Here is a 22,217-nt window from a genome sequence, read left to right as displayed (position 1 = left end):
CGATGAGCGACGCCCGCGCCGACCTCCGCCGGCTCTGGCGGCGGTCGGCGCGGTACCGACCCCGCACGGCGACGGGCTGGATCGCCGTGATCACGGTCATCACCTACGTCGTGGAGCTGGCGACCGCGCCGCGACTCGAGGAGTGGTGGCTCTACGCGCCGGTGTACTCGCTCCCGTCCACCGGCGCGCCGTTCGAACCGTGGCGGATGCTGACCTCGGCGCTCATCCATCAGCCGATCGCCCTCCCCGGCTCGCTGATCGGCATCACCCACATCGGGTTCAACATGATCGCGCTGGTGTCCTTCGGCCGTGTGCTCGAACGCGTGATCGGCGCTCCCCGGCTGGTCGCGATCTACCTCCTGGGCGCCCTGGGCGGATCCGTCGGCGTGCTCTACGCCTCATTCGTCGGTCTGCTCGCACCGGACATCGCCGTCTACGGCGCCTCCGGCGCCGTCTTCGCGGTGCTCGGCGCCGTCGCGGTCGTGCACCGGCGGCTCGGGATCGACATGCGCATGCTCGTCGCGCTGATCGCGATCAACCTCGTGCTCGGGTTCGTCGTGCCCGGGATCGCCTGGCAGGCCCACGTCGGCGGGCTGGTCGTCGGTGGGGTCGTGTGCTGGCTGTTCGTCGCGGGCCGGGGGCCGCGGAACGCCGTACGGGCCCGGGTCGGTGCCGCCGTCGTCACGGCCGCGCTGCTCGCGCTCGCCCTCGTACCGGCAGCCGTCGTCTGATCCGCATCCCCAGGTCGCGCCGCCGCGCCGCGCGGCCGGAGGCCGCGTCGTCCACGGGCCATCCACGGTCCGTCCACGAGGTTATCCACAGCCTTGTGCACCGTGTGGAGAATCACAGACCTGTGTTTCCGGCGCCCGTGCAAGCCCCCGGTCGAGGCGTCCCCGAGGGAGGGGCTACTTCCACCAGAGCGTCATGAGGAAGCCGACGAACGCGACCCCGAAACCGATCAGGATGTTCCAGCTCGACTGGTCGGCGGGGAACGGGATCGGCAGCGTGCCACCGGAGATGTAGAAGACCACGATCCACAGGAGACCGAGCAGCATGAAGCCGAACATCAGCGGCTTGAACCAGACGGGGTTCGCGCCGTCGCCGGCGGCTCGGCGCTCCTCCCGGCGTGCAGGAGACGTCTTCACTCGAGCCATGGCGGACAGCGTACCGGCCGACCCCGCGGACGTGCCGATCAGCGGATGCGTAGGATCTCGCGGATGACCCGCGTGCTCGTCGTCGACAACTACGACAGCTTCGTCTACACCCTGAACGGCTACCTCCGGCAGCTCGGTGCGGAGACGGAGGTGGTGCGCAACGACGTGCTGCCCGCCGACGAGCTGGCCGCCGTCCTGGCACGCTACGACGGCGTCCTCGTGTCGCCCGGCCCGGGCAAGCCCGCCGACGCGGGCGTCTCGATCCCGATCGTGCGCGCTGCCGTCGCCGCGGACGTGCCGCTGCTCGGGGTGTGCCTCGGGCATCAGGCGATCGCGGAGGCGTTCGGCGGGGTGGTGACCAACGCCGAGGAGCTCATGCACGGGAAGACGTCGCGCGTGGTGCACGGCGAGAGCGTGCTGTTCGAGGGCGTGCCGGAGACGTTCACGGCGACGAGGTACCACTCCCTCGCCGTCGTCGACGGCACGGTGCCCGTCGAGCTCGAGGTGACCGCCAGGACCGAGGGCGGGGTGATCATGGCGCTGCAGCACCGGACCGCACCCGTCTACGGGGTGCAGTTCCACCCCGAATCCGTGATGACGGAGGGCGGGCATCGGATGCTCGCGAACTGGCTCGCCGTCATCGGCGACGCCGACGCGGTCGCTCGCGCGCAGGGCCTGAGCCCGCGCATCGCCTCCTGAACCGTCGGCTCAGCCCCCCGGCGGGGGCGCGGTCGTCGTGTCCGTCGGGTTGGGGGTCGGGGTGTCCCCGACGCACTGCTGCAGCACGATCGTCGATCCCTGGGCGACAGGGCCGGCGGCGGTCACCTGGTAGTAGACGATGTCGCTGGCCTGACCGCAGCCCTGCTGCGGCTGCACGTCCGCGGACAGGCCGAGCTGCTGCAGCTTCGCCTGCGCGTCGGAGATGGGCTGACCGGTGAGGTCAGGCAGGTCGACCTTGCCGTCCGACACCACGAGGTCGACGCTCGTGCCCTCGTCGATCGAGGTGCCCGCCTTCTGCGAGGCGGAGATGACGGAGCCGCCCGGCACGTCGACCGAATGATCGGTGGTCACGGTGCCGACCTTCAGGCCCGCCTGGGTGATCGCCTGCTGGGCGGCGTCCTGCGTCAGCCCCGCCACCGCGGGCACCGTCGCCTGCGGTGTCCCCGTGGAGACCCAGAGCGTCACGGAATCGCCCTTGGTCAGCACCGTGCCAGCCTTCGGCGTCGCGCGGATCACCACGCCCTGAGCGACCGTGCTGCTGGGCTCCTTGTGGATCAGCCAGCGCAGGTCCAGGCCGCCCAGCGCCCGCTCGGCGGTCGCGCTCGTGGCGCCCTGCAGGCCGTCAGGGACGGTGCGGTTGTCGGCGCCGAACCCGCCGGTGGCGATGGAAGCGACCCAGAGGCCGACCGCGAGCACGATGGCGACGACGACCAGGATCCCGGCCCAGATCCACGCGACCGGCGGCCGGCTGGACGTGCCGGCGGGCCCCGGATCGTCGAACGCGAGCCGGCGCACGGTCGCGTCGGGGCTCGCTTCGGGGCCGCCGAAGAACTCCTGCTGGATCTCGATCGTGGGGAGGCGCGCGGTGGGCGTGCGCCCGGCGAGCACCGCGTCGACGTCGGCCCGGAACTCGTCCGCGCTCTGGTACCGCCTCGCCTTGTCCTTCTCGAGCGCCCGGAGGACCACGGCGTCCATCGCCTCGGTGAGGGCCGGGTTGAGCCGGCTCGGCACCTCCGGCCGCTCGGAGACGTGCTGGTACGCGACGGCGATCGGGCTGTCGCCGCGGAACGGGGCGCGCCCCGTCAGCATCTCGAAGAGCACGACGCCCGTGGAGTAGAGGTCGCTCCGGACGTCGACCGTCTCGCCCTTGGCCTGCTCGGGGGAGAAGTACTGCGCGGTGCCGAGGATGACGCTCGTCTGCGCCACGGTCGCGGACGAGTCGCTGATGGCCCTGGCGATCCCGAAGTCCATGACCTTGATCTGGCCCGATCGCGTGACCATCACGTTGCCGGGCTTGATGTCGCGATGGACCACGCCTGCGCGGTGCGAGTACTCGAGCGCGGTGAGGATGCCGCCCACGATGTGGCCGGCCTCCTGCGCGGTCATCGGGCCGTCCTTGATGAGGTCCTTCAGCAGCTTGCCGTCGACGAACTCCATCACGATGAACGGCAGCTGCGCCTCGCCGCCGCCGGACTCGAGCACCGTCTCCTCGCCCGCGTCGAACACCCGCACGATCGTCGGGTGCGTCATCCGGGACGCCGCCTGCGCCTCCTGCCGGAACCGCATGCGGAACGTCGGGTCGTTGGCCAGCGAGGACTTCAGGAGCTTGATCGCGACCTTGCGGCCGAGCCGGGTGTCGGTGCCGACGTGCACCTCGGCCATGCCCCCGCGGCCGATGTGCTGCTCGACGCGGTAGCGCCCCGCGAGCAGCCGCTCGCCGCCGGTCAGGGCCAGGATCGGGCCCGTGACGGCGGTCGTCGGCGTGCCGTCCTCGGTGGTCATGGGGTCGTGGTGGGGCTCGGGTTCGAGCTGGCCGTCGGGCCGGGGCTCGGGGTGGTCGGCGCAGTCACGGTGACCGTCAGCTTCGGCGAGTCGGGGGTCTCGACCGCCCCGCAGTTCGCCGAGTACACGATGGTCATCTTGCCCGGGCTCGACCCCGCCTGCACCTGCTGGCTCTGCACCGTACCGAGGGGCGTGTCGCCCGGCGATGCGGCGTCGCCCGAGAGCTTGAGCGTGTACCCCGAGAGCGAGCCGCCGGTCCCGGACTTGCAGGTGTACACCGGCCAGTTCACGGTGAAGGTCTGCCCGGCGGTCACGGACTTCGACGAGGTCGTCGGCGCCGACGACGGGGCGTCGGGGGTCGTCGACGTGCCGTAGTAGGTGACGGTCACGGTGCTGCCCGACGTGGTGGTGGTCGGGTCGATCTTCGTGACCTTGCCGGAGTCGCTCGAGCTCGTGGCCGGGATCTGGTCGCCGGCGACGACGAGCCCCATGCCCTCCAGCTGACTCTTCACGACCGAGTACTGCTTGCCGTAGTACTGCGCCGGGTCGAGCACGATCGGCGTCGCGGAGGTGGACGGGCTGCTCGACGTCGAGGCGCTGCTCGACGTGGTGCTCGGGGTGCCCGTGCTCCCCGGCGTGCCCTTGCCGCTCGTGAGGGTGGTGATGAGGAACACCACGAGGAGCACGGCGAGCATGACGCTCAGGATGATGAGCGGGATGGTCCAGGCGCTGCGCTTGCGCGGCCCGTCGTCCCGCGGCCCGTCGCCCGTGCCGTATGGGCCGGTGAGCGTCGGCGGACCCTCCACCGGCTGCGGGTACGCGGAGGTGGCGGCCGTCGGCGTGCCGCCGGGGACGCCCAGCAGCATCGTGTCGAAGCCGGGCGCCTGCGACGGCATCACGGAGGTCGCCGCGTCGGTCTGCATGGCCATCGTCGGAGCGGCGACCCCGGCCGGGAGCACCGCGGGCACCGCCGAGGCCGCGGCGAGCACGTCGCCGCGGCGCAGGGCCTGCGCCGCACGGGCGAGCAGGGCGGCCGTGGTCGGCCGGTCGGACGGCGCCTTCGCGATGCAGGCGAAGACGAGCCGGCGCACGGGCTCGGGCACCGAGTGGGGCAGATCGGGCGCGGTGTCGTTGATCTGCGCCATCGCGATGGCGACCTGCGACTCGCCCGTGAAGGGGCGGTGCCCGGCGAGGGCTTCGTACGCGACGATGCCGAGCGAGTAGATGTCCGTCGCGGGCGACGCCGGCTGGCCGCTCGCCTGCTCGGGCGAGAGGTACTGCACGGTGCCCATCACCTGGCCGGTGGCGGTGAGCGGAACCTGATCGGTGATGCGCGCGATGCCGAAGTCCGTGATCTTGACGCGGCCGTCCGGCGTGACGAGCAGGTTGCCCGGCTTGATGTCCCGGTGCACCAGACCGGCGGCGTGCGCGGCGTGGAGGGCCATCGCCGTCTGGGAGACGACGTCGAGCACCCGGTCCGGCGGCAGCGTGTGCTGCCGCTCGAGGATCGAGGAGAGCGGCTCGCCCGGCACGAGCTCCATCACGAGGAAGGCGGAGCCGTCCTCCTCGCCGTAGTCGTAGACGTTGGCGATGCCCTCGTGGTTCACGAGGGCCGCGTGCCGCGCCTCAGCCCGGAAGCGTTCGAGGAACCCGGGGTCGCCGAGGTACTCGTCCTTCAGGATCTTGATGGCGACGGGTCGCCCGATGACGAGGTCGGTCGCCTCCCAGACCTCGCCCATGCCGCCGATGGCGATCCGCGAGGAGAGCTCGTAGCGGCCCCCGAAAGTGAGCCCGGACACCGGTCTCATCCGTTCAGCACCGCCTCCATGACCTGCTTGGCGATCGGGGCGGCGACGAGGTTGCCCCACCCCGACTGGCCCAGACCCCCACCGTTCTCGATGACCACCGCCACGGCGACCTGCGGGTCGTTCGACGGAGCGAACCCCGTGAACCAGAGCGTGTACGGCTGCCCCGTCCCGTTCTGCGCGGTCCCCGTCTTCCCCGCGACCGTGACCCCGTTGATTCTTGCATTGGTCGCCGCCCCACTCGCGACGGACGCGACCATCATCGCCTTCACCTCATCCGCCGTCTTGCTGCTCACCGGGGTGTTCAGGACCGTCGGGCTGAACGCCTGGGTGGTCTGGAGCGACGGCGACACGATCTTGTCGACCAGGTTCGGCTGCATCTCGACGCCACCGTTGCCGATGGTCGCCGCCACCATGGCCATCTCCATCGGCGTGGCCCGAACCTCGAACTGCCCGAACGCGGTCTGCGCGGTCTCGGCGCTGTTCAGGTCCTGCCCGGACGCACTGACGGGCGGGTAGATGCTCGGCGTCACCTTGACCGGGATGGACAGCGGCTTGTCGAACCCGAACTTCTCCGCCTGCGTGCGGAGCGCCGCCGGCCCGAGCTTCGCGCCGAGCTGGGCCATCGGGACGTTGCAGGAGAGCGCGACGGCGACGGCGATCGTCGCCGTCTTGGACGCACCGCAGTACTCGCCGTCCGCGTTGTGGATCGTCGTGCTCGTGCCGGGGAGGGTGTAGATCGGCGGGTTCGGGAAGCTCGAGTTCGGCTTGTACTTGCCGCTCTCGAGGGCCGCCGACGTGGTGATGAGCTTGAAGGTGGACCCCGGCGGGTTCAGGTTGCCTCCGATCGCCCGGTTCACGAGCGGGTTCACGGCCTTGCTGGACAGCGCCTGGTACGCCGCGACGCCGTTCGTGTGATCGGCGATCGCATTCGGGTCGAAGGACGGCTTCGAGACCATCGCGAGCACCTTGCCCGTCTTCGGCTGGATGGCCACGACGGCGCCGCGCAGGTTGCCGAGGGCGTCGTACGCGGCCTTCTGGACCTTCGGATCGATCGTCAGCTGGACCGAGGCGCCCTTCGGGTCCTTCCCGGTCACGATGCTCTGCAGGCGGCTGAGCACCTGGTCGGAGGAGGTGCCGGCGAGCTGCGCGTTGAGCGCACCCTCGATGCCGGTCGGCGCCCCGATGGGGTTGTAGTAGCCGGTGACCGCGGCGTACAGCGGGCCGTCCGTGTACTTGCGGTCGAACTGGTACGTGTCCCCCGACTTCGGCGACGTGACGATCGCCTTCCCGTCGGAGGTGAGGATCTGACCCCGCTGGATCGCGTACTGGTCGGCCCTCGCCCGCTGGTTCCTGGCGTCCGCCTCCAGGTTGTCCGTCTGGAACACCTGGATGATCGACGACGCCACGAACAGGGTCGTGAACATCAGCAGGACGAGCGCGCTGATGCGCTTCAGCTCCCGGTTCATCCCTAGATCACCGTCCTCGGGCCGCTTCGGATCGTGTCGGAGATGCGCAGCAGCAGCGCCGCGATCATCCAGTTGGCGACGAGGGACGACCCGCCCGCCGCGAGGAACGGCGTGGTGAGCCCCGTCTCCGGGATCACCCGCATCACACCGCCGACGACGATGAAGACCTGCAGCGCGAAGACGAACGCGAGTCCGGCGGCGAGCAGCTTGCCGTAGTCGTCCGGGCCGGAGAAGCCGATCCGGAAGCCGCGGGAGACGAACAGGAGGTAGAGGCAGAGGATCGCGAACACGCCGACGAGGCCGAGCTCCTCGCCGATCGAGGCGATGATGAAGTCGCTGTTCGCCGCGGGGGTGAGGTCCGGCCTGCCCTGCCCGAGGCCGGTGCCGAACAGGCCGCCGTGCGCGAGACCGAAGATGCCGTTGACGAGCTGGAACGACCCGCCTGCGGCGTCGTAGAGCTTGGGGTCGAACGCGTCGAGCCAGTTCGTGATCCGGCCCTGCACGTACGAGAGCGTGCGCGCCACCGCGAAGGCCCCCGCGGCGGCGAGCAGCAGGCCGAGCAGGATCCAGCTCGTCCTGCCGGTCGCGACGTACAGCATCGCGACGAACATGCCGAACAGCAGCAGACCGGTGCCGAGGTCGTGCTCGGCGATGATCACGACGAGCGCGAGCGCCCAGACGACGAAGATCGGGCCGAGGTCGCGGGCCCGCGGCAGCCGGATGAAGAGGATCTTGCGCCCGACCATCGCGAGCGAGTCCCGGCGCGCGACGAGGAAGCCGGCGAAGAACATCGCGAGCGTGATCTTCGCCATCTCGCCCGGTTGGAAGTTCAGCGGGCCGATGCTGACCCAGACGAGCGCGGTCGCGCTCCTGAGGCGCAGGCCGGGGATCAGCGGCAGGATCAGCAGCACGATCGACGCCAGCATCGCGATGTACGTGTAGCGCTGGAGCAGCCGGTGGTTCCGGATGACGAACAGCACGACGATGGCGGCCGCGACGCCGAGGGCCGTCCACAGGATCTGGCTGGTCCCGTAGTCCCAGTGGTTCCGCTGCCCGGTCGGACTGAGGTCGATGCGGTAGATCTCCGCGATGCCGAGCCCGTTGACGGCGGTCGCGATGGGCAGGATGAACGGATCCGCGTCCCTGGCGATGAACCGGAGCACCACGTGCATCGCGATGGTGAGCAGACCCACGCCGCCGACGAGCTTGACGACGTTCAGGTCGACGCGGCCGAGCGCGCCGAGCTGGACGAGCACGATCGCGCTCGCCGCGACGCCCAGCGCGATGAGCAGCAGCCCGAGCTCGGTGTTGCGGAGGCGCGTGGAGGGCCGGATGCCGGGCGCGCGATCGACCTCGGGGCGCGCGAGCGTCGTGGTCGCGTCAGCCATCGGAGTCGGTCCTCGCGTTGTCGACGACGGCCTGCGCGTCCCGGAGGGAGGACGTCGAGATGGTCTCGTCGATCTGGGATCGGGTGAACGAGCCGAGCTGCTGCCGGGTCACGTCGGTGACCTCCACCACGTGGCTCAGCGTGATCGGCCCGATCGTGCCCTGCACCCCCTGGTAGATGGCCACGCGGTCGCCGTCGAAGCCGACGTAGTACCGGGTCTGGGTGTAGCGGTAACCGAGCACCGCCGCGCCGACGAGCGCGGCCAGGATGAGGGCCGTCGCGGCGAGCCAGGTGAGGCGCCTCCGCCACACCCGGCGGCGGTCCTCGCGGATGAGCGCGTCGAGGTAGTCCTCCGACTCCGGCTGGAAGCTCGCCTCCGGGGTGGCGGTGCGGATCGGGTGCAGCAGCAGGGCCGGGAGGCGGTTGTGCGCCCGCCCGGACGCGGCGAGCTCCGGGTCGAGCCCGCTCGCCGCGGAGCCGACGAGCTGCGCGGCGGCCGGTCCGGTGCCCGGACGGTCGATGTCGACGACGATCGCCGTCACGTTGTCCGGCGCCCCGTGCTCGAGCGCCTCGCCGACGAGCGCCTCGGCCGCTTCGGCGGGGGTCTCGGCGGTGCTCATCGCCACGAGCACGCGCTCGAGCGGGACATAGCTCGTCAGGCCGTCGGAGCAGAGCATCCAGCGGTCGCCCGGTACCGTCCCGAGCACGGAGGTGTCGATCTCCGGGGACTGGTCGATGTCGCCGAGCACGCGCATGAGCACGCTGCGGCGCGGATGCACGGCGGCCTCCTCCGGCGTGATCCTGCCGGTCTCGACGAGCCGCTGGACGAACGTGTGATCGTTCGTGATCTGCGACAGCTCGCCGTCGCGGAGGAGGTAGATCCGCGAATCGCCGATGTGCGCCGTCGCGATGACGTCGCCGACGCGGACGAGGGCGCTGACCGTGGTCCCCATGCCGGTCAGCTCCGGCCGGTCCTCGACCGCGGCGCTGATCTCCTGGTTCGCCGCGATCATCGCCGACTGCAGGGCGAACTCCGCCTCCTGCGGCGTCGCGAAGTCGAGCCGGTCGGTCTCCGCGATGCGCCGGACGGCGATCGCGGAGGCGATGTCGCCACCGGCGTGCCCGCCCATGCCGTCCGCGACCACGAACAGGGAGCTGCCCGCGTACCCGGAATCCTGGTTCTGGGTGCGCACCCTGCCGACGTGGCTGACGGCCGCGCCGGTGGTCATCGTCGTCACGCGGTCAGCCACGGAGCTCGAACGTGGTCGCGCCCACCTTCACCGGCACGCCGACCGGCACCTGGGTGGGGGAGTCGATCCGCGCACCGTCCACGAAGGTGCCGTTGGTGGAGTCGAGGTCCTGGATCACCCAGTCCGATCCCCAGAGGAGCAGGCGGGCGTGGTGCGTCGACGTGTAGTCGTCGCGGATCTGCAGGCCCGCGTCGCTCGCCCGCCCGATCATGAGCGGCTCCGTGCCGAGCGGGATCTCGAGCCCCGCCTTGCCGCCCGACGTGATGACGAGCGTCGACGCCGGCCCCTGGGAGGCGCGGGTACCGGCCCCTGGGGTGGGCGGCGAGGGGAGGGACTGCACCGCGGGCGGCGCGCTCGGGGGCGCGGGAGCGGGAGGGGCCGTCGCTTCCGGCACCCGGCGGACGCGGCCGCCGAACAGGTCGCTCCGCAGCGAGTACACGACCGCGAAGACGAAGACCCAGAGCAGCAGGAGGAACGCGATCCTGAGGACGAGCAGGGTGAGATCGCTCATGTCACTGCTCCCGCGCCCGGGCGACGACGCGGAACACGATCCGCGTGCGGCCGATCTGCAGCACCGAATCGTTGGGCAGGGCGGCGTGGGTCAGGCGCGTCCCGTTCAGCGTCGAGCCGTTGGTGGAGCCCAGGTCGCGCGCCTCGGCTCGGCGCCCGTCCCACTGGATCTCCAGATGGCGCCGGCTGATCCCGGAGTCGTCGACGGTGATGTCCGCCTCCGACCCGCGACCGATGACCGTCCTGGCGCCGAGCACGTGGCGCCGTCCGTCGATCTCGACCGTCGGCTCCCAGGAGACCTCCACGCGCTCGGAGGAGGAGCGCACGTCGAGCAGGCCGAGGGTGATCGCCGAGTCCGGCTCCAGCAGGATCACGGGCGGCGAGACCATCTGGTAGCGCTGCTCCTCCGCGTACCGGGTGAGCGCGGAGGAGAGCTCGTCCATGAGCCCGTCACCGAGCGCCGACATCGTGGCGTGGTCCTCCGGATTCATGCGGACCACGAAGCGGTTGGGGACGAGCACTCGGTCCCGCGAGACCGGGGACGCGTGGGTGTCGAGCTCCTTGCGGAGCGCCGCGGTGATCTCGACGGGGGCCAGCCCGGAACGGAAGGTCCGCGCGAACGCGCCGTTGACGGCGCGCTCCAGACCGCGCTCGAAGCTGTCGAGAATGCCCACCAGCCGGACCCGTTCATGTGTGTGACTGCGCACGGAGGGGCCCGCCCGCGAATGGCCCAGGGTAACGCGGGGCGCCAAGACGGGGGGCACCGCGCTGCGCGCGCCGGATGTTCGGCGCTCGCGGGACCCGGATCGGCCCCCCACCCCGTGCTAGGCTCGCCGGGCCTTCGGCGCCCATCGGGTGCCGCGCACGCGCGAGTGGCGGAATAGGCAGACGCGCACGGTTCAGGTCCGTGTGCCCGGAAGGGCGTGGGGGTTCAACTCCCCCCTCGCGCACGACAGGATCCCCGGTTTCATGCGGAAGCAGAGCCGGGGATCCCTCGTTTCCGGGCCGGTTCCGGGCGCCGTGTGGAGTGCCTCGGCGGCCTCCGAGCGACCGGCTCGCGCACGCGGCGCGGCAGCGGCTGTCAAGTCCCAGACCTGGACCGCGACGTCGGGTGCGAACCGCTCTACGCTCCGCGCATGCGCTTCGTGCTGATGGCTCTCTCCGGCTCCATCACCGTCGCGCTGCTCGCGGTCGCGGGCGTCCGGGGCTCGGCCCTGCTGAGTGACGGGGCCGAGCTGGATCTGTGGACGATCGGCTGCGGCGTGCTCGGTCTCGCGGCGCTCGCGGGGACGCTGGCGGTCGGGCCGACCCTCCGGCGCCGCACGCTGCCCCGCTGACGCCGCGGTTCAGGCGCGGTTGACCCAGTCGGCCACCGCGCCGTGTCCGTCCTGCAGCTCCCACGGGATGGGATCGACGAGTTCCACGGGTTCCGCGAGCGGCACGTCGAACGGCCCAGGGCGCCGCACCGTGCCATACACGTCGATCTGCGCGGCGTTGCGCAGGCTCGACGACAGCGCGCTGCCCGGCCGGATGCCGACCAGGGCCCGCAGGCGCGCGTTGAAGCTCACGCTCCGATCATCGTGGAGATGGGCCCCTCTGCGCGAGATCAGTCCTGCTTCAGGGCGCTCGGCCTGTGGACGGCCTCCCCGCCGGACTTGTCGCTCTTCACGAGGTACTGGGGGTCGTCCTCCGACGCGTCGACGTGACGACCGCCCGCGTCGGTCTCCGTGGTGATCTTCTTCTCGACGTGGCCCTCGGCCTCGCCGCCGTGCGACTTCCACGACACGTGGTCGCCCTTGTGCAGGTCGTCAGCCATGCCGGGACGCTAGCCCGGCGGCCTGCGCGTCAGTGGTGCGTGTGGTGAGCGAAGAGGGCGCGGAGACGGGCCCGCCACTGCGCGGCCGCGTCCTTCGTGCGCGCGGTGGGGTGGGTGACGGGCTGCACGACGGGCTTCGCCACGGGGGCGGTCGCCGGGGGCGGCGCGGTCACGGTGACGGTCGGTGCCGGCGTCACCACCGCCGCAGGCGCGGGTGCGGCCGGGGATGCGGTCGTGCGGGCGGCGGCCGTCGGGGAGGGGCCCCCGGAGAGCGCGGCGACCCAGCCGCCTGCGCCGGCCAGGGTCAGCAGCAGGAAGCCGGCCACGAGGAGGTGCCGTCGCGGCCGTCTGCGGACCCGCGGCCGGAGCAGGGGCGCCTCCGGTGCCTCGAGCACCGCGGTGGCGGAGGGGTCGCGGGACCAGGCGCGGGTCAGCACCTCGGTGCTCGGGTCGGTCGCGTCGTACGGCGAGCGGAGATCGTCGGGCAGGACGGCGACCAAATCGCAGAGCTCGGGGACGGACGGCCGGTCGAGCGGGTCGAGGGCCGTCATGCCGCCGAGCACGCGGCGCCAGGCCGGGTGCAGGTCGCCCGGCAGCTCGGGGCCGCGGACGAGCCGTGCCACCGCGGACTCGTTGGGGGAGCCGGGGAACGCGATGCGGCCAGTGACCGCCTCGATCGCGACGAGGCCGAGCGCGTACACGTCGCTCGCCGGGCCGACGGTCTCCCCGTTCACCTGCTCGGGGCTGAGGTACGCGGCGGTGCCGACGACCTGGCCCGTGGAGGTGAGCTGATCGGTGTGGATCCGCTGCGCGATGCCGAGATCGACCAGCTTGACGTCCCAGCGCCCGGAGGCGGGCTCGGCCGTGAGCAGGACGTTCGCCGGCTTCAGGTCCCGGTGCACGACCCCGGCGGTGTGCAGTGCGTGCAGCGCGGCCAGCAGGCCGAGCAGCACCCGGCGGACGGCGACGCCGTCGAGCGGGCCGTCCTGCCGGACGACGGTGCGGAGGTCGGGCCCCTGCACGAGCTCCATGGCGAACCAGACGGCCTCACGCGACCGCAGCCGGTCCGATCCCGCGTCGAGCACGGCCACCAGGTTCGGGTGGTCGAGGTGCGCGAGGTACTGCGCCTCGCGGCGCAGGCGCTCCCGCTCGACCGAGTCGGACCCGGCGCGCAGGATCTTGATCGCCACCTCGCGGTTGAACCGCTCGTCCCACGCGCGGTGGACGGCGCCCATGCCGCCGGAACCGATCTCCGGCCCCAGCCGGTACCGGCCGCCGAGCACGGGGATTACCTGCACGATTCGACGCTAGGGGCGGATCCCCCGAACGGAGGGACCGCCATACCTCTTCCGAACATTCGCCGGGCGGACTTCCGCCTGGTCGTGTTCACGGATGAGGGCCTGGGCCCTGATCCGTGAACAACGGTCAGGCGATCAGGACCTCGGCGAGTCGATCGCGGTCAGCGAGAACGCGTTCAGCGTTCTCGTACCGCACAGCCTTCGATCCGCTCGCGGATCGAAGGCCATGAACTCAGTGGTGGGACTCGCGCCAGACGCGCTCGAACGGCAGGCGCCACGCGTACGGGGCGATCAGCTGGTGGATGGCGTTCGGCCCCCAGCTGCCGACCGCGTAGGGCCGCACGGGAGGCGGGTCGTCGAGCAGCGGCTGGCTGACCTCCCAGAGCCGCTCGATGCCCGCCGCCGAGGTGAACAGGGTGTGGTCGCCGCGCATCGCGTCGAGGATCAGGCGCTCGTACGCCTCCAGCACGTCACCCGCGTTCGCGGTGTCCTGCATCGCGAACTGCATCGACATCTTGTCGAGCCGCATGCCGGGGCCGGGCTTCTTGCCGTAGAACGACAGGGACATCTTCGACGCGTCGGCGAGGTCGAACGTGAGGTGGTCCGGGCCCTTCGACCCGATGCCGGACCCGGCCGGGAACATCGACTGCGGCGGCTCCTTGAACGCGATCGAGACGATGCGCTGGCCCTCCGCCATCTTCTTCCCGGTGCGGAGGTAGAACGGCACGCCCGCCCAGCGCCAGTTGTCGATCTCGCACTTCAGCGCGACGAAGGTCTCCGTCTCGCTGTCGGGCGAGACGCCGGGGATGTCCTTGTACCCGACGTACTGGCCCCGCACCACCGACTCGGGGTCGATCGCCTTCATCGAGTTGCAGACCTTGTTCTTCTCCTCGCTGATCGCCTTCGGCTCGAGCGCGGTGGGCGCCTCCATCGCGACGAACGCGAGGATCTGGAACAGGTGGGTCACGACCATGTCGCGGTAGGCGCCCGTCGCCTCGTAGAACGAGGCGCGCTGCTCGAGCCCCAGCGTCTCCGGCACGTCGATCTGGATCTGCTGGATGAAGTTACGGTTCCAGATGGGCTCGAAGAGGCCGTTGCCGAATCGGATCGCGAGGATGTTCTGCGCGGGCTCCTTGCCGAGGAAGTGGTCGATCCGGAAGATCTGCGCCTCGTCGAACGTCTCGTGGAGGCGCCGGTTCAGCTCGACGGCGCTCGCCAGGTCGGTGCCGAACGGCTTCTCCATGATGATCCTGGAGCCCTCGACGAGGCCGGCGTCGCGGATCGTCTCGACGGCGGCGAGGGCCGCCTTCGGCGGCACCGAGAGGTAGTGGATCCGGCGCGCGGAGGGCCCGAGACGGCCGGCCGCGGCGGCGACCGCCTGCGCGAGCGCCTTCGGTCCCGCCTTGCTCGGCACGTAGTGGAGCTTCTCGGAGAAGTGGTTCCACTCGTCGTCCGTGAGGTGCCGTCGGTCGAACTCGTCGAGCGCGGCCTTCGCCTGCTCGCGGTACGTCTCGTCGTCGAGGTCCTCGAGCGACGTGCCGACGATCTCGATGTCCGGTGCGAGCGACGACAGGACCAGGTTCGCCATGCCGGGCAGCAGCTTCCGCTTCGCCAGGTCCCCGGCAGCGCCGAAGAGGACGACGACGTGCGGGGCGGTCGACTGCGCGGCCTTCTGGTACTGCCGCTCCACCTGCGTCAGGGTCATGGGGTGATTCTCCCGCACTCGCGTGGCACGACGCTCAGCCGCCGGGCGGCCGGTCGGCGGCCCGCGGCCATCCGGCGGCGATGATGCCGGGCAGGTCGGCGGTCGACCTGGCGATCGCGATCGCACCGGCGGTCTCCTCAGGAGCGCCGTACCCCCACCCCGCGACCACGGTCGGGATGCCGTGCGCGGCGGCGCCTTCGACGTCGTGGATGCGGTCGCCGATCATCACGGGCCGGGTCACGTCGACCCCGCGGTCGGCGAGCAGCTCGAGGGCGCGGGTGATCACGTCCGCCTTCCTGCTGCGCGACTCGTCGTCGGAGGCGCCGGCGATGACCGTGAAGAGCGGCGCGAGGCCCGCGTGCTCGAGGATCCGGGTCGCGATCGACTCCGGCTTGGAGGTCGCGATCGCGAGCGGCGCCGTCGTCCGCAGCGCCTCGAGCGCCTCGCGGATGCCGGGGTACGGCTCGGCTTCGAACGCGCCCACTGCGCGGTAGTGGACGCGGTAGCGCTCCAGCACCGCCCGGGCCGCGTCGTCGGGGAGTCCGGCGATGTCCCTGAGCCCGTCGAGGAGCGGCGGTCCGACGAACTCGACCATGCGCGCGGGCGGCGGCACCGGGTGGCCGAGCTCCTCCATCGCGGTGGCGAGGCTCCCCGTGATGGAGGACGCCGACTCCATGACGGTGCCGTCGAGGTCGACCAGGATCACGGTGAACGGCTGAGGCATGAGGCAGCCATCCTCCCGGACCGTCCCTCCGCGCTGCACCACCCCGAGCGGGAGGGTGGGCGAGGACCGGAGGTGCGGCGCGCTCAGAACAGGCGGGCCGGGCCCACCTCGACGCCGCGCATCGCGTCGTAGTCGAGGACGAGGCATCGGATGCCGCGGTCCTCGGCGAGCGTGCGCGCCTGCGGTTTGATCTCCTGCGCCGCGAAGACGCCCGAGACCGGCGCGAGGTGCGGGTCGCGGTTCATGAGCTCCAGGTAGCGCGTCAGCTGCTCGACGCCGTCGATGTCGCCGCGGCGCTTGATCTCCACGGCGACCGCGACGCCGCCGGCGTCCCTGGCCAGGATGTCCACCGGGCCGATGGCGGTCATGTACTCGCGGCGCACGAGCGAGTGGCCGTCGCCGAGCAGCTCGATCTGCTCCGCGAGGAGCCGCTGCAGGTCCGCCTCCACGCCGTCCTTCACGAGCCCGGGGTCCACGCCGAGCTCGACGGTCTCGTCGACCAGCAGCTCGTGGATCCGGATGATGAGCACGTCGCCCGTCTTCGCGTGCGCGACGCGCCACACCTGCTGCACGCCGGAGGCGGCCAGGTCCTCGTCGGGCTCCTCGACCGCGAGCGAGCACGGCGGGCTCATCCAGTTCAGGGGCTTGTAGGAGCCGCCGTCCGCGTGGACGAGCACGCTCCCGTCCGCCTTCAGCATGAGCACCCTGCGCGCCGGGTCGAGGTGCGCGGACAGTCGTCCCGCGTAATCGACCGAGCACTCCGCCACCACCAGTCGCACGGGCGGCAAGCCTACGGACCCGCGGCGCGCGCGGCCGTCAGGGGGTGGCGGTCCGCTCCTCCACGACGGCGGGGGCACGACGCCTCCTGGTCACGAGGTACGAGCCCGCCAGCACCAGCACGAAGCCCACGAGGGTCCACGCCGTCACCGGCTCGTGGAGCACGACGGCGCCGGCGGCCACGGCGACGGCCGGGTTGACGTAGGTGATCATCGTGACCCGCACCGGACCGATCTCCGCGACGAGCGCGAACATGATGAGGAACGCGGCGGCGCTGCACACGAGGGCGAGCGTCACGATCGCGCCGATCGTCTCCGCGGACGGGAGGCGGTGCGGCCACGAGCCGAGCAGCGGCACGAGCGGCGCGGACACGACGGCGGTGATGGCGAGCGACAGCGCCACGACCCCTGCGCCCGGCAGATCGGCCATGTGCCGCGCGAGGATCACGGGGCCGACGGCGTACCCGATGACCACGACGACCATCTGGGCGACCCCGATGAGGGGCGACGCGCCCTGCTGCGCCGACGCGCTCGACGGGGCGAGGGCGACGAGGGCGGCCACGCCGAGCATCCCCGCCCCGATGCCGAGCCAGTTGATGCGCGACAGCGGCTCGGGGCGTCCGGCGAGGAATGCCACCGCGACCCCGACGATCGGTACCGCCGCGAGCAGCAGGCCCGTGGTCGAGCTCGGCAGGTGCCGCTCCGCGGCGCTCAGGAAGTTCCACGGGATGACGATCTCGACGATCGAGTAGAGCACCAGGGGGCGCCAGCGGCGCAGCACCGGCAGGAGCTGGCGCCTCGCGACCACGAGCGGCAGCAGCACGAGTGCGCCGAGCGCGCTGCGACCGACCACCACGACGGCGGGATCCACCTCCTGCACCGCGATCTTGATCAGCAGGTACGGGATGCCCCAGGCGATGCCGAGCGCCGCGAACAACAGGATCCCGCGGCGGCTCACCCCGCGATCCTCGCAGGATGCTCGGACGGTGGCCGCCGCGAGAACGCTGCGGGTCCGGTCGACCCGCGCGAGCCCTCCCGCAACCGGGGGGTGGGCGCTCCTAGACTCGCACCGTGGCCGAACCCGAAGGCGCGGTGGTTCCCGCGCGCATCCAGGACGACCTCTACCGCGCCGTCAACGGCGAGTGGCTCGCGACGGCGGAGATCCCCGCCGATCGGGCGCGATCCGGCGCCTTCCTCGACCTCGTTGACGAGGCGGAGATCGCCGTCCGCGCGATCGTGGAGCGCGCGCAGGAGGCGGAGCCCGGCACGGAGGCGCGCAAGATCGGCGACCTCTACGCCTCCTTCATGGACGAGGAGCGCATCGAGGCGCTCGGTGCTGCTCCGCTCGCCGAGCCGCTCGGCCTCGTCGCCGCCGCGGACTCGATCGCGACGGTGCTCGCGGTGCTGGGCACGCTCGAGCGGCGCGGGGGTGGCAGCCTCTTCCGCCTGTTCGTCGACAACGATCCCGGCGATCCCGAGCGCTACCTCGTGTTCGTCGAGCAGGGCGGCCTCGGGCTGCCGGACGAGCGGTACTACCGCGAGGACGACTTCGCCGCCCACCGCGACGCGTACCGGGTGTTCCTCGTCGCGATGTTCAGCCTCGCCGGCCTGGACGGTGCGGAGGCCAGGGCGGACCGGGTGCTCGCGCTCGAGACGGAGATCGCGCTGACGCACTGGGACGCGGTCGCGACCCGGGACGTGCAGGCGACCTACAACCCGACCTCCTGGGCCGACCTCGTCGCCGGCGCGGGCGAGCGGGGTGCGCTGCTCGACGCCTGGGCCGCGGGCCTCGGCGCGCCCGCCGGCGCCCTCGCGACGGTCGTAGTCCGCGAGCCGAGCTTCGTCACCGGTGTGCTCGACCTGCTCACGCACGACCGCCTCGACGCCTGGCGCGACTGGCTCGCGATCCGTGTCATCCGGCCGCTCGCGCCGTACCTCTCGTCGGCCTTCGTGGACGCCCAGTTCGCGTTCACCGGCACGGCGCTGACCGGCGCCAGGGAGCTGCGCGCCCGATGGAAGCGCGGCGTCGCGCTCGTCGAGGGGGCCATGGGGGAGGCGGTCGGGCGCCTCTACGTCGAGGAGCACTTCCCGCCCATCGCCAAGGTCCGCATGGACGTCCTCGTCGCCAACCTCGTGGCGGCGTACCGCGACTCGATCTCCTCCTTGGACTGGATGAGCGACGAGACACGCGCGAAGGCGCTCGAGAAGCTCGGCAGGTTCACGCCGAAGATCGGGTACCCGGCGCTCTGGCGCGACTACTCGAGGCTCGAGATCGTCGCCGACGACCTGGTGGCCAACGTGCAGGCGTCCAGCGCCTTCGAGTTCGACCGGGAGCTCGGCAAGATCGGCCGGCCGGTCGACCGCGACGAGTGGTTCATGACGCCGCAGACGGTGAACGCCTACTACAACCCGGGCATGAACGAGATCGTCTTCCCGGCCGCGATCCTCCAGCCCCCCTTCTTCGACCCCGACCGCGACGACGCCGAGAACTACGGCGGGATCGGCGCCGTGATCGGCCACGAGATCGGGCACGGCTTCGACGACCAGGGCTCGCAGTTCGACGGCGAGGGGCGGCTGCACGACTGGTGGACGGGGGCCGACCGCGCCGCGTTCGAGGAGCGCACCAAGGCGCTCGTCGCGCAGTACGACGCGCTCGTGCCGCAGGGGCTGACCGATCACGTCAACGGGGCGCTGACGATCGGCGAGAACATCGGCGACCTCGGCGGCCTCGCGATCGCCTGGAAGGCCTACGTGCTCTCCCTGGAGGGCGCTGAGCCCCCGGTCATCGACGGCCGCACCGGGGCGCAGCGGTTCTTCATCGCCTGGGCGACCGTGTGGCGCGAGAAGCGCCGGGAGGAGGAGGCGAAGCGCCTCCTGACCATCGACCCGCACTCCCCGCCCGAGTTCCGCTGCAACCAGATCGTGAAGAACCTGGACGAGTTCGCGGCGGCGTTCGACCTCACCGAGACGGATGCCCTGTGGCTGGATCCGACGAAGCGGGTCACGATCTGGTGACCGCCGCTCATGCCGAGACCCGACGGTCCCGGCAGCGGAGCGGCGAGGAGAACGCCAGGCACCGGGGCGAAGCGGTGCGCGCGGACTTCACGGACGGCTTCACCGCGCTCGCGCACCTGGCGCTCGACGGGGCGCAGGTCTCGGCCCGGGTGATCGACCTGCTGTCCGGCAGGGCGCTCTTCTCGGTCGACGACCACGTGGTGCTGCCAACCGCGAGCGTCGGCAAGGTGCTGCTGCTCATCGAGATCGCCGCGCGGCTCGAGGAGCAGGTGAACACCCGGTTCGACCTGCTGGACCGCACGCCGGAGGATCTGGTCTCCGAAGCCGGCGTCTGGCAGTACCTGCACGCGCCGAGCCTCCCGCTGACCGACCTGGCCGCGCTCGTCGCCGCCACCAGCGACAACCTGGCGACGAACGTCCTCCTGCGGGCCGTCGGTCTCGACTCGATCAGGGCTCGTGCGGACGCGCTCGGGCTGAAGCGCACCGCGCTGCTCGACCGGGTCCGCGACCGCCGCGGTCCGGACGACGCGCCCCAGCTCTCGGTCGGCTCCGCCGCGGAGCTCACGACGCTCTTCGCCCGCATCGCCCGCGGGGAGGCGGTCAGTCGCGCCGTGTCGTCGCGCGTCTCCGACTGGCTCGCACTGAACGCCGATCTGTCCCTGGTGGCGTCGGCGTTCGCGCTCGACCCCCTGTCGCACGTACGGAGCGATCACGGGCTGAGCCTGCTGAACAAGACCGGCTCCGCACCCGGCGTCCGCAGCGAGGCGGGTGTGCTGCGCGGACCGCGGTCCTCCGTCGCCTACACGGTGACGATCCAGTTCGACGACGACGTGCACACCCGTCGGCTCGCCGTGCTCCAGGCGATGCGCACGATCGGGATCGGGATCCTCGAGTACGTCTGCTGAGACGCGACTCGCATCGCCAGCCTGATTTCGAGTCTCGCCGGGCTGCATTTTGAAGGGGATTCGGCGTCGGCCGTCGACGCCTGCTCTGATCCTGTGCGCCGAATCCCCTTCAAAATATGAAGGTTCAGCCGGAGCGCTCCACGACGAAGGGGCGGACCGAATCCCCTTCAAAATGAAGGGTCTGAGGGGTCAGGCGGAGCGCTTCGTCGCGCGCTGCGGCCGGTTCTGCACCGTCTCGACCCAGCCGCCCCGGCCGTTGAACGGCGCGTGGATGCGGCTGCCGGACAGCAGGCGCTCGAGGTCCTGCTCGAGCGCGGGCACGTCGGCGGGTTCCGGGAGCTCGTCGACGAGGCGGAGGAACTCGACGACCAGGTGATCGGGGTGGGCCACGTCACGGCCGGCGAGACGCGTGCTGTAGCCGCGCTTCCACACCTCGCGCTGAACCCGGTTCGAGTCGTCGAACGGGATGCTGCGCGGGATCACGACGCGGTAGGTCACGCCCCAGATGATACGCAGGCGTTACGTATGCGAGCCGGGTCGCCGCCGGATCATCCGGCGAGGTCGGCGCCCGGCTCCCGGCGTTCGGTCGCCTCCGGGACGAGCCCGTAGACGGTCTCGATCGCGGCGGCGAACCGGTCCGCCTCGCCCGCCGCCGCCAGCGCCTTCGCCCTGGCGGAGGGGGTGTGCACGAGGACGCCTGCGAGGTGTCGCATGGCGCGCTCAACCGTCTCGGTCGCCTCACCGCGGCGCCGGAGGCGCTCGAGCTCCTGGTCGACGAGCTCGAAGACGTGCGCCCGGTACGCCACGACGGCCGGTGTCGCCGCGGTCGCCCGCTGATCGGCGCCGTACTCGGCGACGGCCTCGGCGATGAGCGCGAGCGCGTCGTCGGTCGCCTGCAGCTCGGGCAGCGGCGCGTGCCGCCCGATGGTCTCGAGGTCGAGCAGCTCGACGTCCTCCAGCTGCTCGACGTCGGGCTCGACGTTCCTCGGCATGCCCAGGTCGACGACGAGCTGCCGGCTCGGTGCCGCCACCGCGGAGCGGGCCCGACGCAGCTTGGCCGCGTCGAGGATCGGCGTGGTCGCGATGCTGCAGGAGATGACGAGGTCGGCGACCGCGAGACGGTGCGGCAGATCGGCGCGCTCCACCGCTGTCACGCCCTCCCGCTGCGCGAACCGCAGCGCGCGGCCGCTCGGCGAGTACACGAGCACCTCGCTCACCCCGCGGTCGCGCAGCGCGGCGAGGGTCGCGCGTGCGTAGGTGCCGGTGCCGATCAGCAGCACCCGGGTCGTGGCCCAGTCGGCGAAGCGGCTCTCGGCGAGATCGAGCGCGAGCCGGACGATGCTGCGGCCGGCGCTGCCGACCCTGGTCCGCTGCTGCACGGCGCTCGAGGTGCGGGAGGCGCGCTGGAAGAGGCGCTCGAGGTCGGGCGTCGTGGTGCCGAGCGCGCGCGCCGCCTCGAGCGCGCGGGAGACCTGGCCGGCGATCTCCGCCTCGCCGACGACGAGCGACTCCAGGCCGCTCGAGACCGCGAAGAGGTGCCCGGCGACGTCGGTGCCGGTGCGGCGCTCCGCGGCGGTGGCGACCGCTGCTGCGTCCACGCCGGCCTCCGCGGCGGCGAACGCCAGCAGCTGCTCGACCTCCGCGCCGTCGGCCGCGTCGAGGTACGCCTCGAACCGGTTGCAGGTCGCGAGCAGCACGCCGCCGCGGACCTCGGGGCGCGAGTCCACGAACCGCGCGATCGACTCGGGGGAGACGGTGGCCAGCCGCTCCAGGACCTCGAACCCCGCGCTGCGGTAGTCGGCGGTCAAGGCGGTGAGCACGGCGCGAGATTCTACCAGCCGTCGAATCGGAGCCCCGTGCGGGGACGCGGAGCCGACCAGGTGCCGTGCACGCTGCGAGCG

22 protein-coding genes and 1 tRNA gene are annotated in these 22,217 nt (G+C 71.9%); 6 read left to right on the top strand and 17 right to left on the bottom strand.

Annotated features, from left to right (window positions below; all coding sequences use genetic code 11):
* Window positions 1-2: 2 nt before the first annotated feature.
* Window positions 3-731 (top strand): rhomboid family intramembrane serine protease, encoded by a 729-nt coding sequence (locus tag ACTHLI_RS13895; protein ID WP_440184808.1) that lies wholly within the window; start codon window positions 3-5, stop codon window positions 729-731.
* Window positions 732-905: 174 nt separating this feature from the next.
* On the opposite strand, the gene ACTHLI_RS13890 is transcribed toward ACTHLI_RS13895, so the two are convergent.
* Window positions 906-1,154, bottom strand: coding sequence for a cell division protein CrgA (locus ACTHLI_RS13890; RefSeq protein WP_440184806.1), 249 nt, complete (start codon window positions 1,152-1,154; stop codon window positions 906-908).
* A gap of 63 nt (window positions 1,155-1,217) precedes the next feature.
* Between ACTHLI_RS13890 and ACTHLI_RS13885 the strand changes: the two genes are divergently transcribed.
* The gene (locus ACTHLI_RS13885) at window positions 1,218-1,853 is read left to right on the top strand and encodes an aminodeoxychorismate/anthranilate synthase component II (protein WP_440184804.1); all 636 of its coding nucleotides are present in this window, start codon (window positions 1,218-1,220) and stop codon (window positions 1,851-1,853) included.
* 9 nt (window positions 1,854-1,862) lie between these two features.
* On the opposite strand, the gene pknB is transcribed toward ACTHLI_RS13885, so the two are convergent.
* From pknB to ACTHLI_RS13850, 7 genes are read right to left on the bottom strand one after another with little or no spacing between them, the layout of a single operon-like run.
* Window positions 1,863-3,656: a Stk1 family PASTA domain-containing Ser/Thr kinase gene (gene pknB / locus ACTHLI_RS13880; RefSeq protein ID WP_440184801.1), complete on the bottom strand. Its 1,794-nt coding sequence runs from the start codon at window positions 3,654-3,656 to the stop codon at window positions 1,863-1,865.
* Window positions 3,653-5,464 (bottom strand): serine/threonine-protein kinase, encoded by a 1,812-nt coding sequence (locus ACTHLI_RS13875; RefSeq protein ID WP_440184798.1) that lies wholly within the window; start codon window positions 5,462-5,464, stop codon window positions 3,653-3,655. The genes pknB and ACTHLI_RS13875 overlap by 4 nt, the downstream gene beginning before the upstream one ends.
* Window positions 5,461-6,930, bottom strand: coding sequence for a peptidoglycan D,D-transpeptidase FtsI family protein (locus ACTHLI_RS13870; RefSeq protein WP_440184795.1), 1,470 nt, complete (start codon window positions 6,928-6,930; stop codon window positions 5,461-5,463). Before ACTHLI_RS13870 ends, ACTHLI_RS13875 begins: the two co-directional genes overlap by 4 nt.
* A gap of 2 nt (window positions 6,931-6,932) precedes the next feature.
* Window positions 6,933-8,318 (bottom strand): FtsW/RodA/SpoVE family cell cycle protein, encoded by a 1,386-nt coding sequence (locus tag ACTHLI_RS13865; protein ID WP_440184793.1) that lies wholly within the window; start codon window positions 8,316-8,318, stop codon window positions 6,933-6,935.
* The gene (locus ACTHLI_RS13860; protein ID WP_440184790.1) at window positions 8,311-9,567 is read right to left on the bottom strand and encodes a PP2C family protein-serine/threonine phosphatase; all 1,257 of its coding nucleotides are present in this window, start codon (window positions 9,565-9,567) and stop codon (window positions 8,311-8,313) included. The genes ACTHLI_RS13865 and ACTHLI_RS13860 overlap by 8 nt, the downstream gene beginning before the upstream one ends.
* Window positions 9,560-10,078 (bottom strand): FHA domain-containing protein FhaB/FipA, encoded by a 519-nt coding sequence (locus tag ACTHLI_RS13855; protein ID WP_440184787.1) that lies wholly within the window; start codon window positions 10,076-10,078, stop codon window positions 9,560-9,562. The genes ACTHLI_RS13860 and ACTHLI_RS13855 overlap by 8 nt, the downstream gene beginning before the upstream one ends.
* A gap of 1 nt (window position 10,079) precedes the next feature.
* Window positions 10,080-10,751 carry an FhaA domain-containing protein gene (locus ACTHLI_RS13850; RefSeq protein ID WP_440184784.1) on the bottom strand — a complete coding sequence of 224 codons (672 nt, stop codon included), beginning with the start codon at window positions 10,749-10,751 and terminating at the stop codon, window positions 10,080-10,082.
* Between the two features lie 192 nt (window positions 10,752-10,943).
* Here ACTHLI_RS13850 and ACTHLI_RS13845 point away from each other — a divergent pair.
* Window positions 10,944-11,027 (top strand) — tRNA-Leu (locus ACTHLI_RS13845).
* A gap of 186 nt (window positions 11,028-11,213) precedes the next feature.
* Window positions 11,214-11,414 (top strand): hypothetical protein, encoded by a 201-nt coding sequence (locus ACTHLI_RS13840; protein ID WP_440184781.1) that lies wholly within the window; start codon window positions 11,214-11,216, stop codon window positions 11,412-11,414.
* Between the two features lie 9 nt (window positions 11,415-11,423).
* On the opposite strand, the gene ACTHLI_RS13835 is transcribed toward ACTHLI_RS13840, so the two are convergent.
* The 7 genes from ACTHLI_RS13835 to ACTHLI_RS13805 all read right to left on the bottom strand — a co-directional run bounded on the left by ACTHLI_RS13835 (window position 11,424) and on the right by ACTHLI_RS13805 (window position 17,354).
* On the bottom strand, window positions 11,424-11,645 hold the full coding sequence (locus ACTHLI_RS13835) for a hypothetical protein (RefSeq protein WP_440184779.1): 222 nt from the start codon (window positions 11,643-11,645) through the stop codon (window positions 11,424-11,426).
* Window positions 11,646-11,683: 38 nt separating this feature from the next.
* On the bottom strand, window positions 11,684-11,893 hold the full coding sequence (locus ACTHLI_RS13830; protein ID WP_440184776.1) for a DUF2945 domain-containing protein: 210 nt from the start codon (window positions 11,891-11,893) through the stop codon (window positions 11,684-11,686).
* Between the two features lie 29 nt (window positions 11,894-11,922).
* Entirely contained in the window at window positions 11,923-13,191 is a 1,269-nt protein-coding gene (locus ACTHLI_RS13825; protein WP_440184773.1) for a serine/threonine-protein kinase, read from the bottom strand.
* A 232-nt stretch (window positions 13,192-13,423) separates the two neighbouring features.
* Window positions 13,424-14,896 (bottom strand): glucose-6-phosphate dehydrogenase, encoded by a 1,473-nt coding sequence (gene zwf / locus ACTHLI_RS13820; protein ID WP_440184771.1) that lies wholly within the window; start codon window positions 14,894-14,896, stop codon window positions 13,424-13,426.
* Window positions 14,897-14,930: 34 nt separating this feature from the next.
* Window positions 14,931-15,620: an HAD hydrolase-like protein gene (locus tag ACTHLI_RS13815; RefSeq protein ID WP_440184768.1), complete on the bottom strand. Its 690-nt coding sequence runs from the start codon at window positions 15,618-15,620 to the stop codon at window positions 14,931-14,933.
* An 83-nt stretch (window positions 15,621-15,703) separates the two neighbouring features.
* Window positions 15,704-16,399 (bottom strand): endonuclease NucS, encoded by a 696-nt coding sequence (nucS, locus tag ACTHLI_RS13810; RefSeq protein ID WP_440184766.1) that lies wholly within the window; start codon window positions 16,397-16,399, stop codon window positions 15,704-15,706.
* Between the two features lie 37 nt (window positions 16,400-16,436).
* A complete protein-coding gene (locus ACTHLI_RS13805) occupies window positions 16,437-17,354 on the bottom strand; it encodes a DMT family transporter (RefSeq protein ID WP_440184763.1) in 918 nt (305 codons plus the stop codon).
* 113 nt (window positions 17,355-17,467) lie between these two features.
* Between ACTHLI_RS13805 and ACTHLI_RS13800 the strand changes: the two genes are divergently transcribed.
* Together ACTHLI_RS13800 and ACTHLI_RS13795 are read left to right on the top strand one after the other, a co-directional pair.
* Entirely contained in the window at window positions 17,468-19,411 is a 1,944-nt protein-coding gene (locus ACTHLI_RS13800; RefSeq protein WP_440184760.1) for a M13 family metallopeptidase, read from the top strand.
* Window positions 19,408-20,316, top strand: a complete 909-nt coding sequence (locus tag ACTHLI_RS13795; RefSeq protein WP_440184758.1) for a serine hydrolase — start codon at window positions 19,408-19,410, stop codon at window positions 20,314-20,316. Before ACTHLI_RS13800 ends, ACTHLI_RS13795 begins: the two co-directional genes overlap by 4 nt.
* Before the next feature lie 189 nt (window positions 20,317-20,505).
* Here ACTHLI_RS13795 and ACTHLI_RS13790 read toward each other — a convergent pair whose 3' ends face one another.
* Complete coding sequence (locus ACTHLI_RS13790) at window positions 20,506-20,814, bottom strand: hypothetical protein (RefSeq protein WP_440184755.1); 309 nt, start codon at window positions 20,812-20,814, stop codon at window positions 20,506-20,508.
* A 50-nt stretch (window positions 20,815-20,864) separates the two neighbouring features.
* A complete protein-coding gene (locus ACTHLI_RS13785; RefSeq protein WP_440184753.1) occupies window positions 20,865-22,136 on the bottom strand; it encodes a glutamyl-tRNA reductase in 1,272 nt (423 codons plus the stop codon).
* Between the last annotated feature and the right edge of the window lie 81 nt (window positions 22,137-22,217).

Origin of the sequence: Amnibacterium sp., assembly GCF_051956055.1 — a bacterium.
GTDB lineage: Bacteria > Actinomycetota > Actinomycetes > Actinomycetales > Microbacteriaceae > Amnibacterium.
Note: the sequence above shows the minus strand (reverse complement) of the source record. Positions and strands in the feature narration are given on the sequence as shown.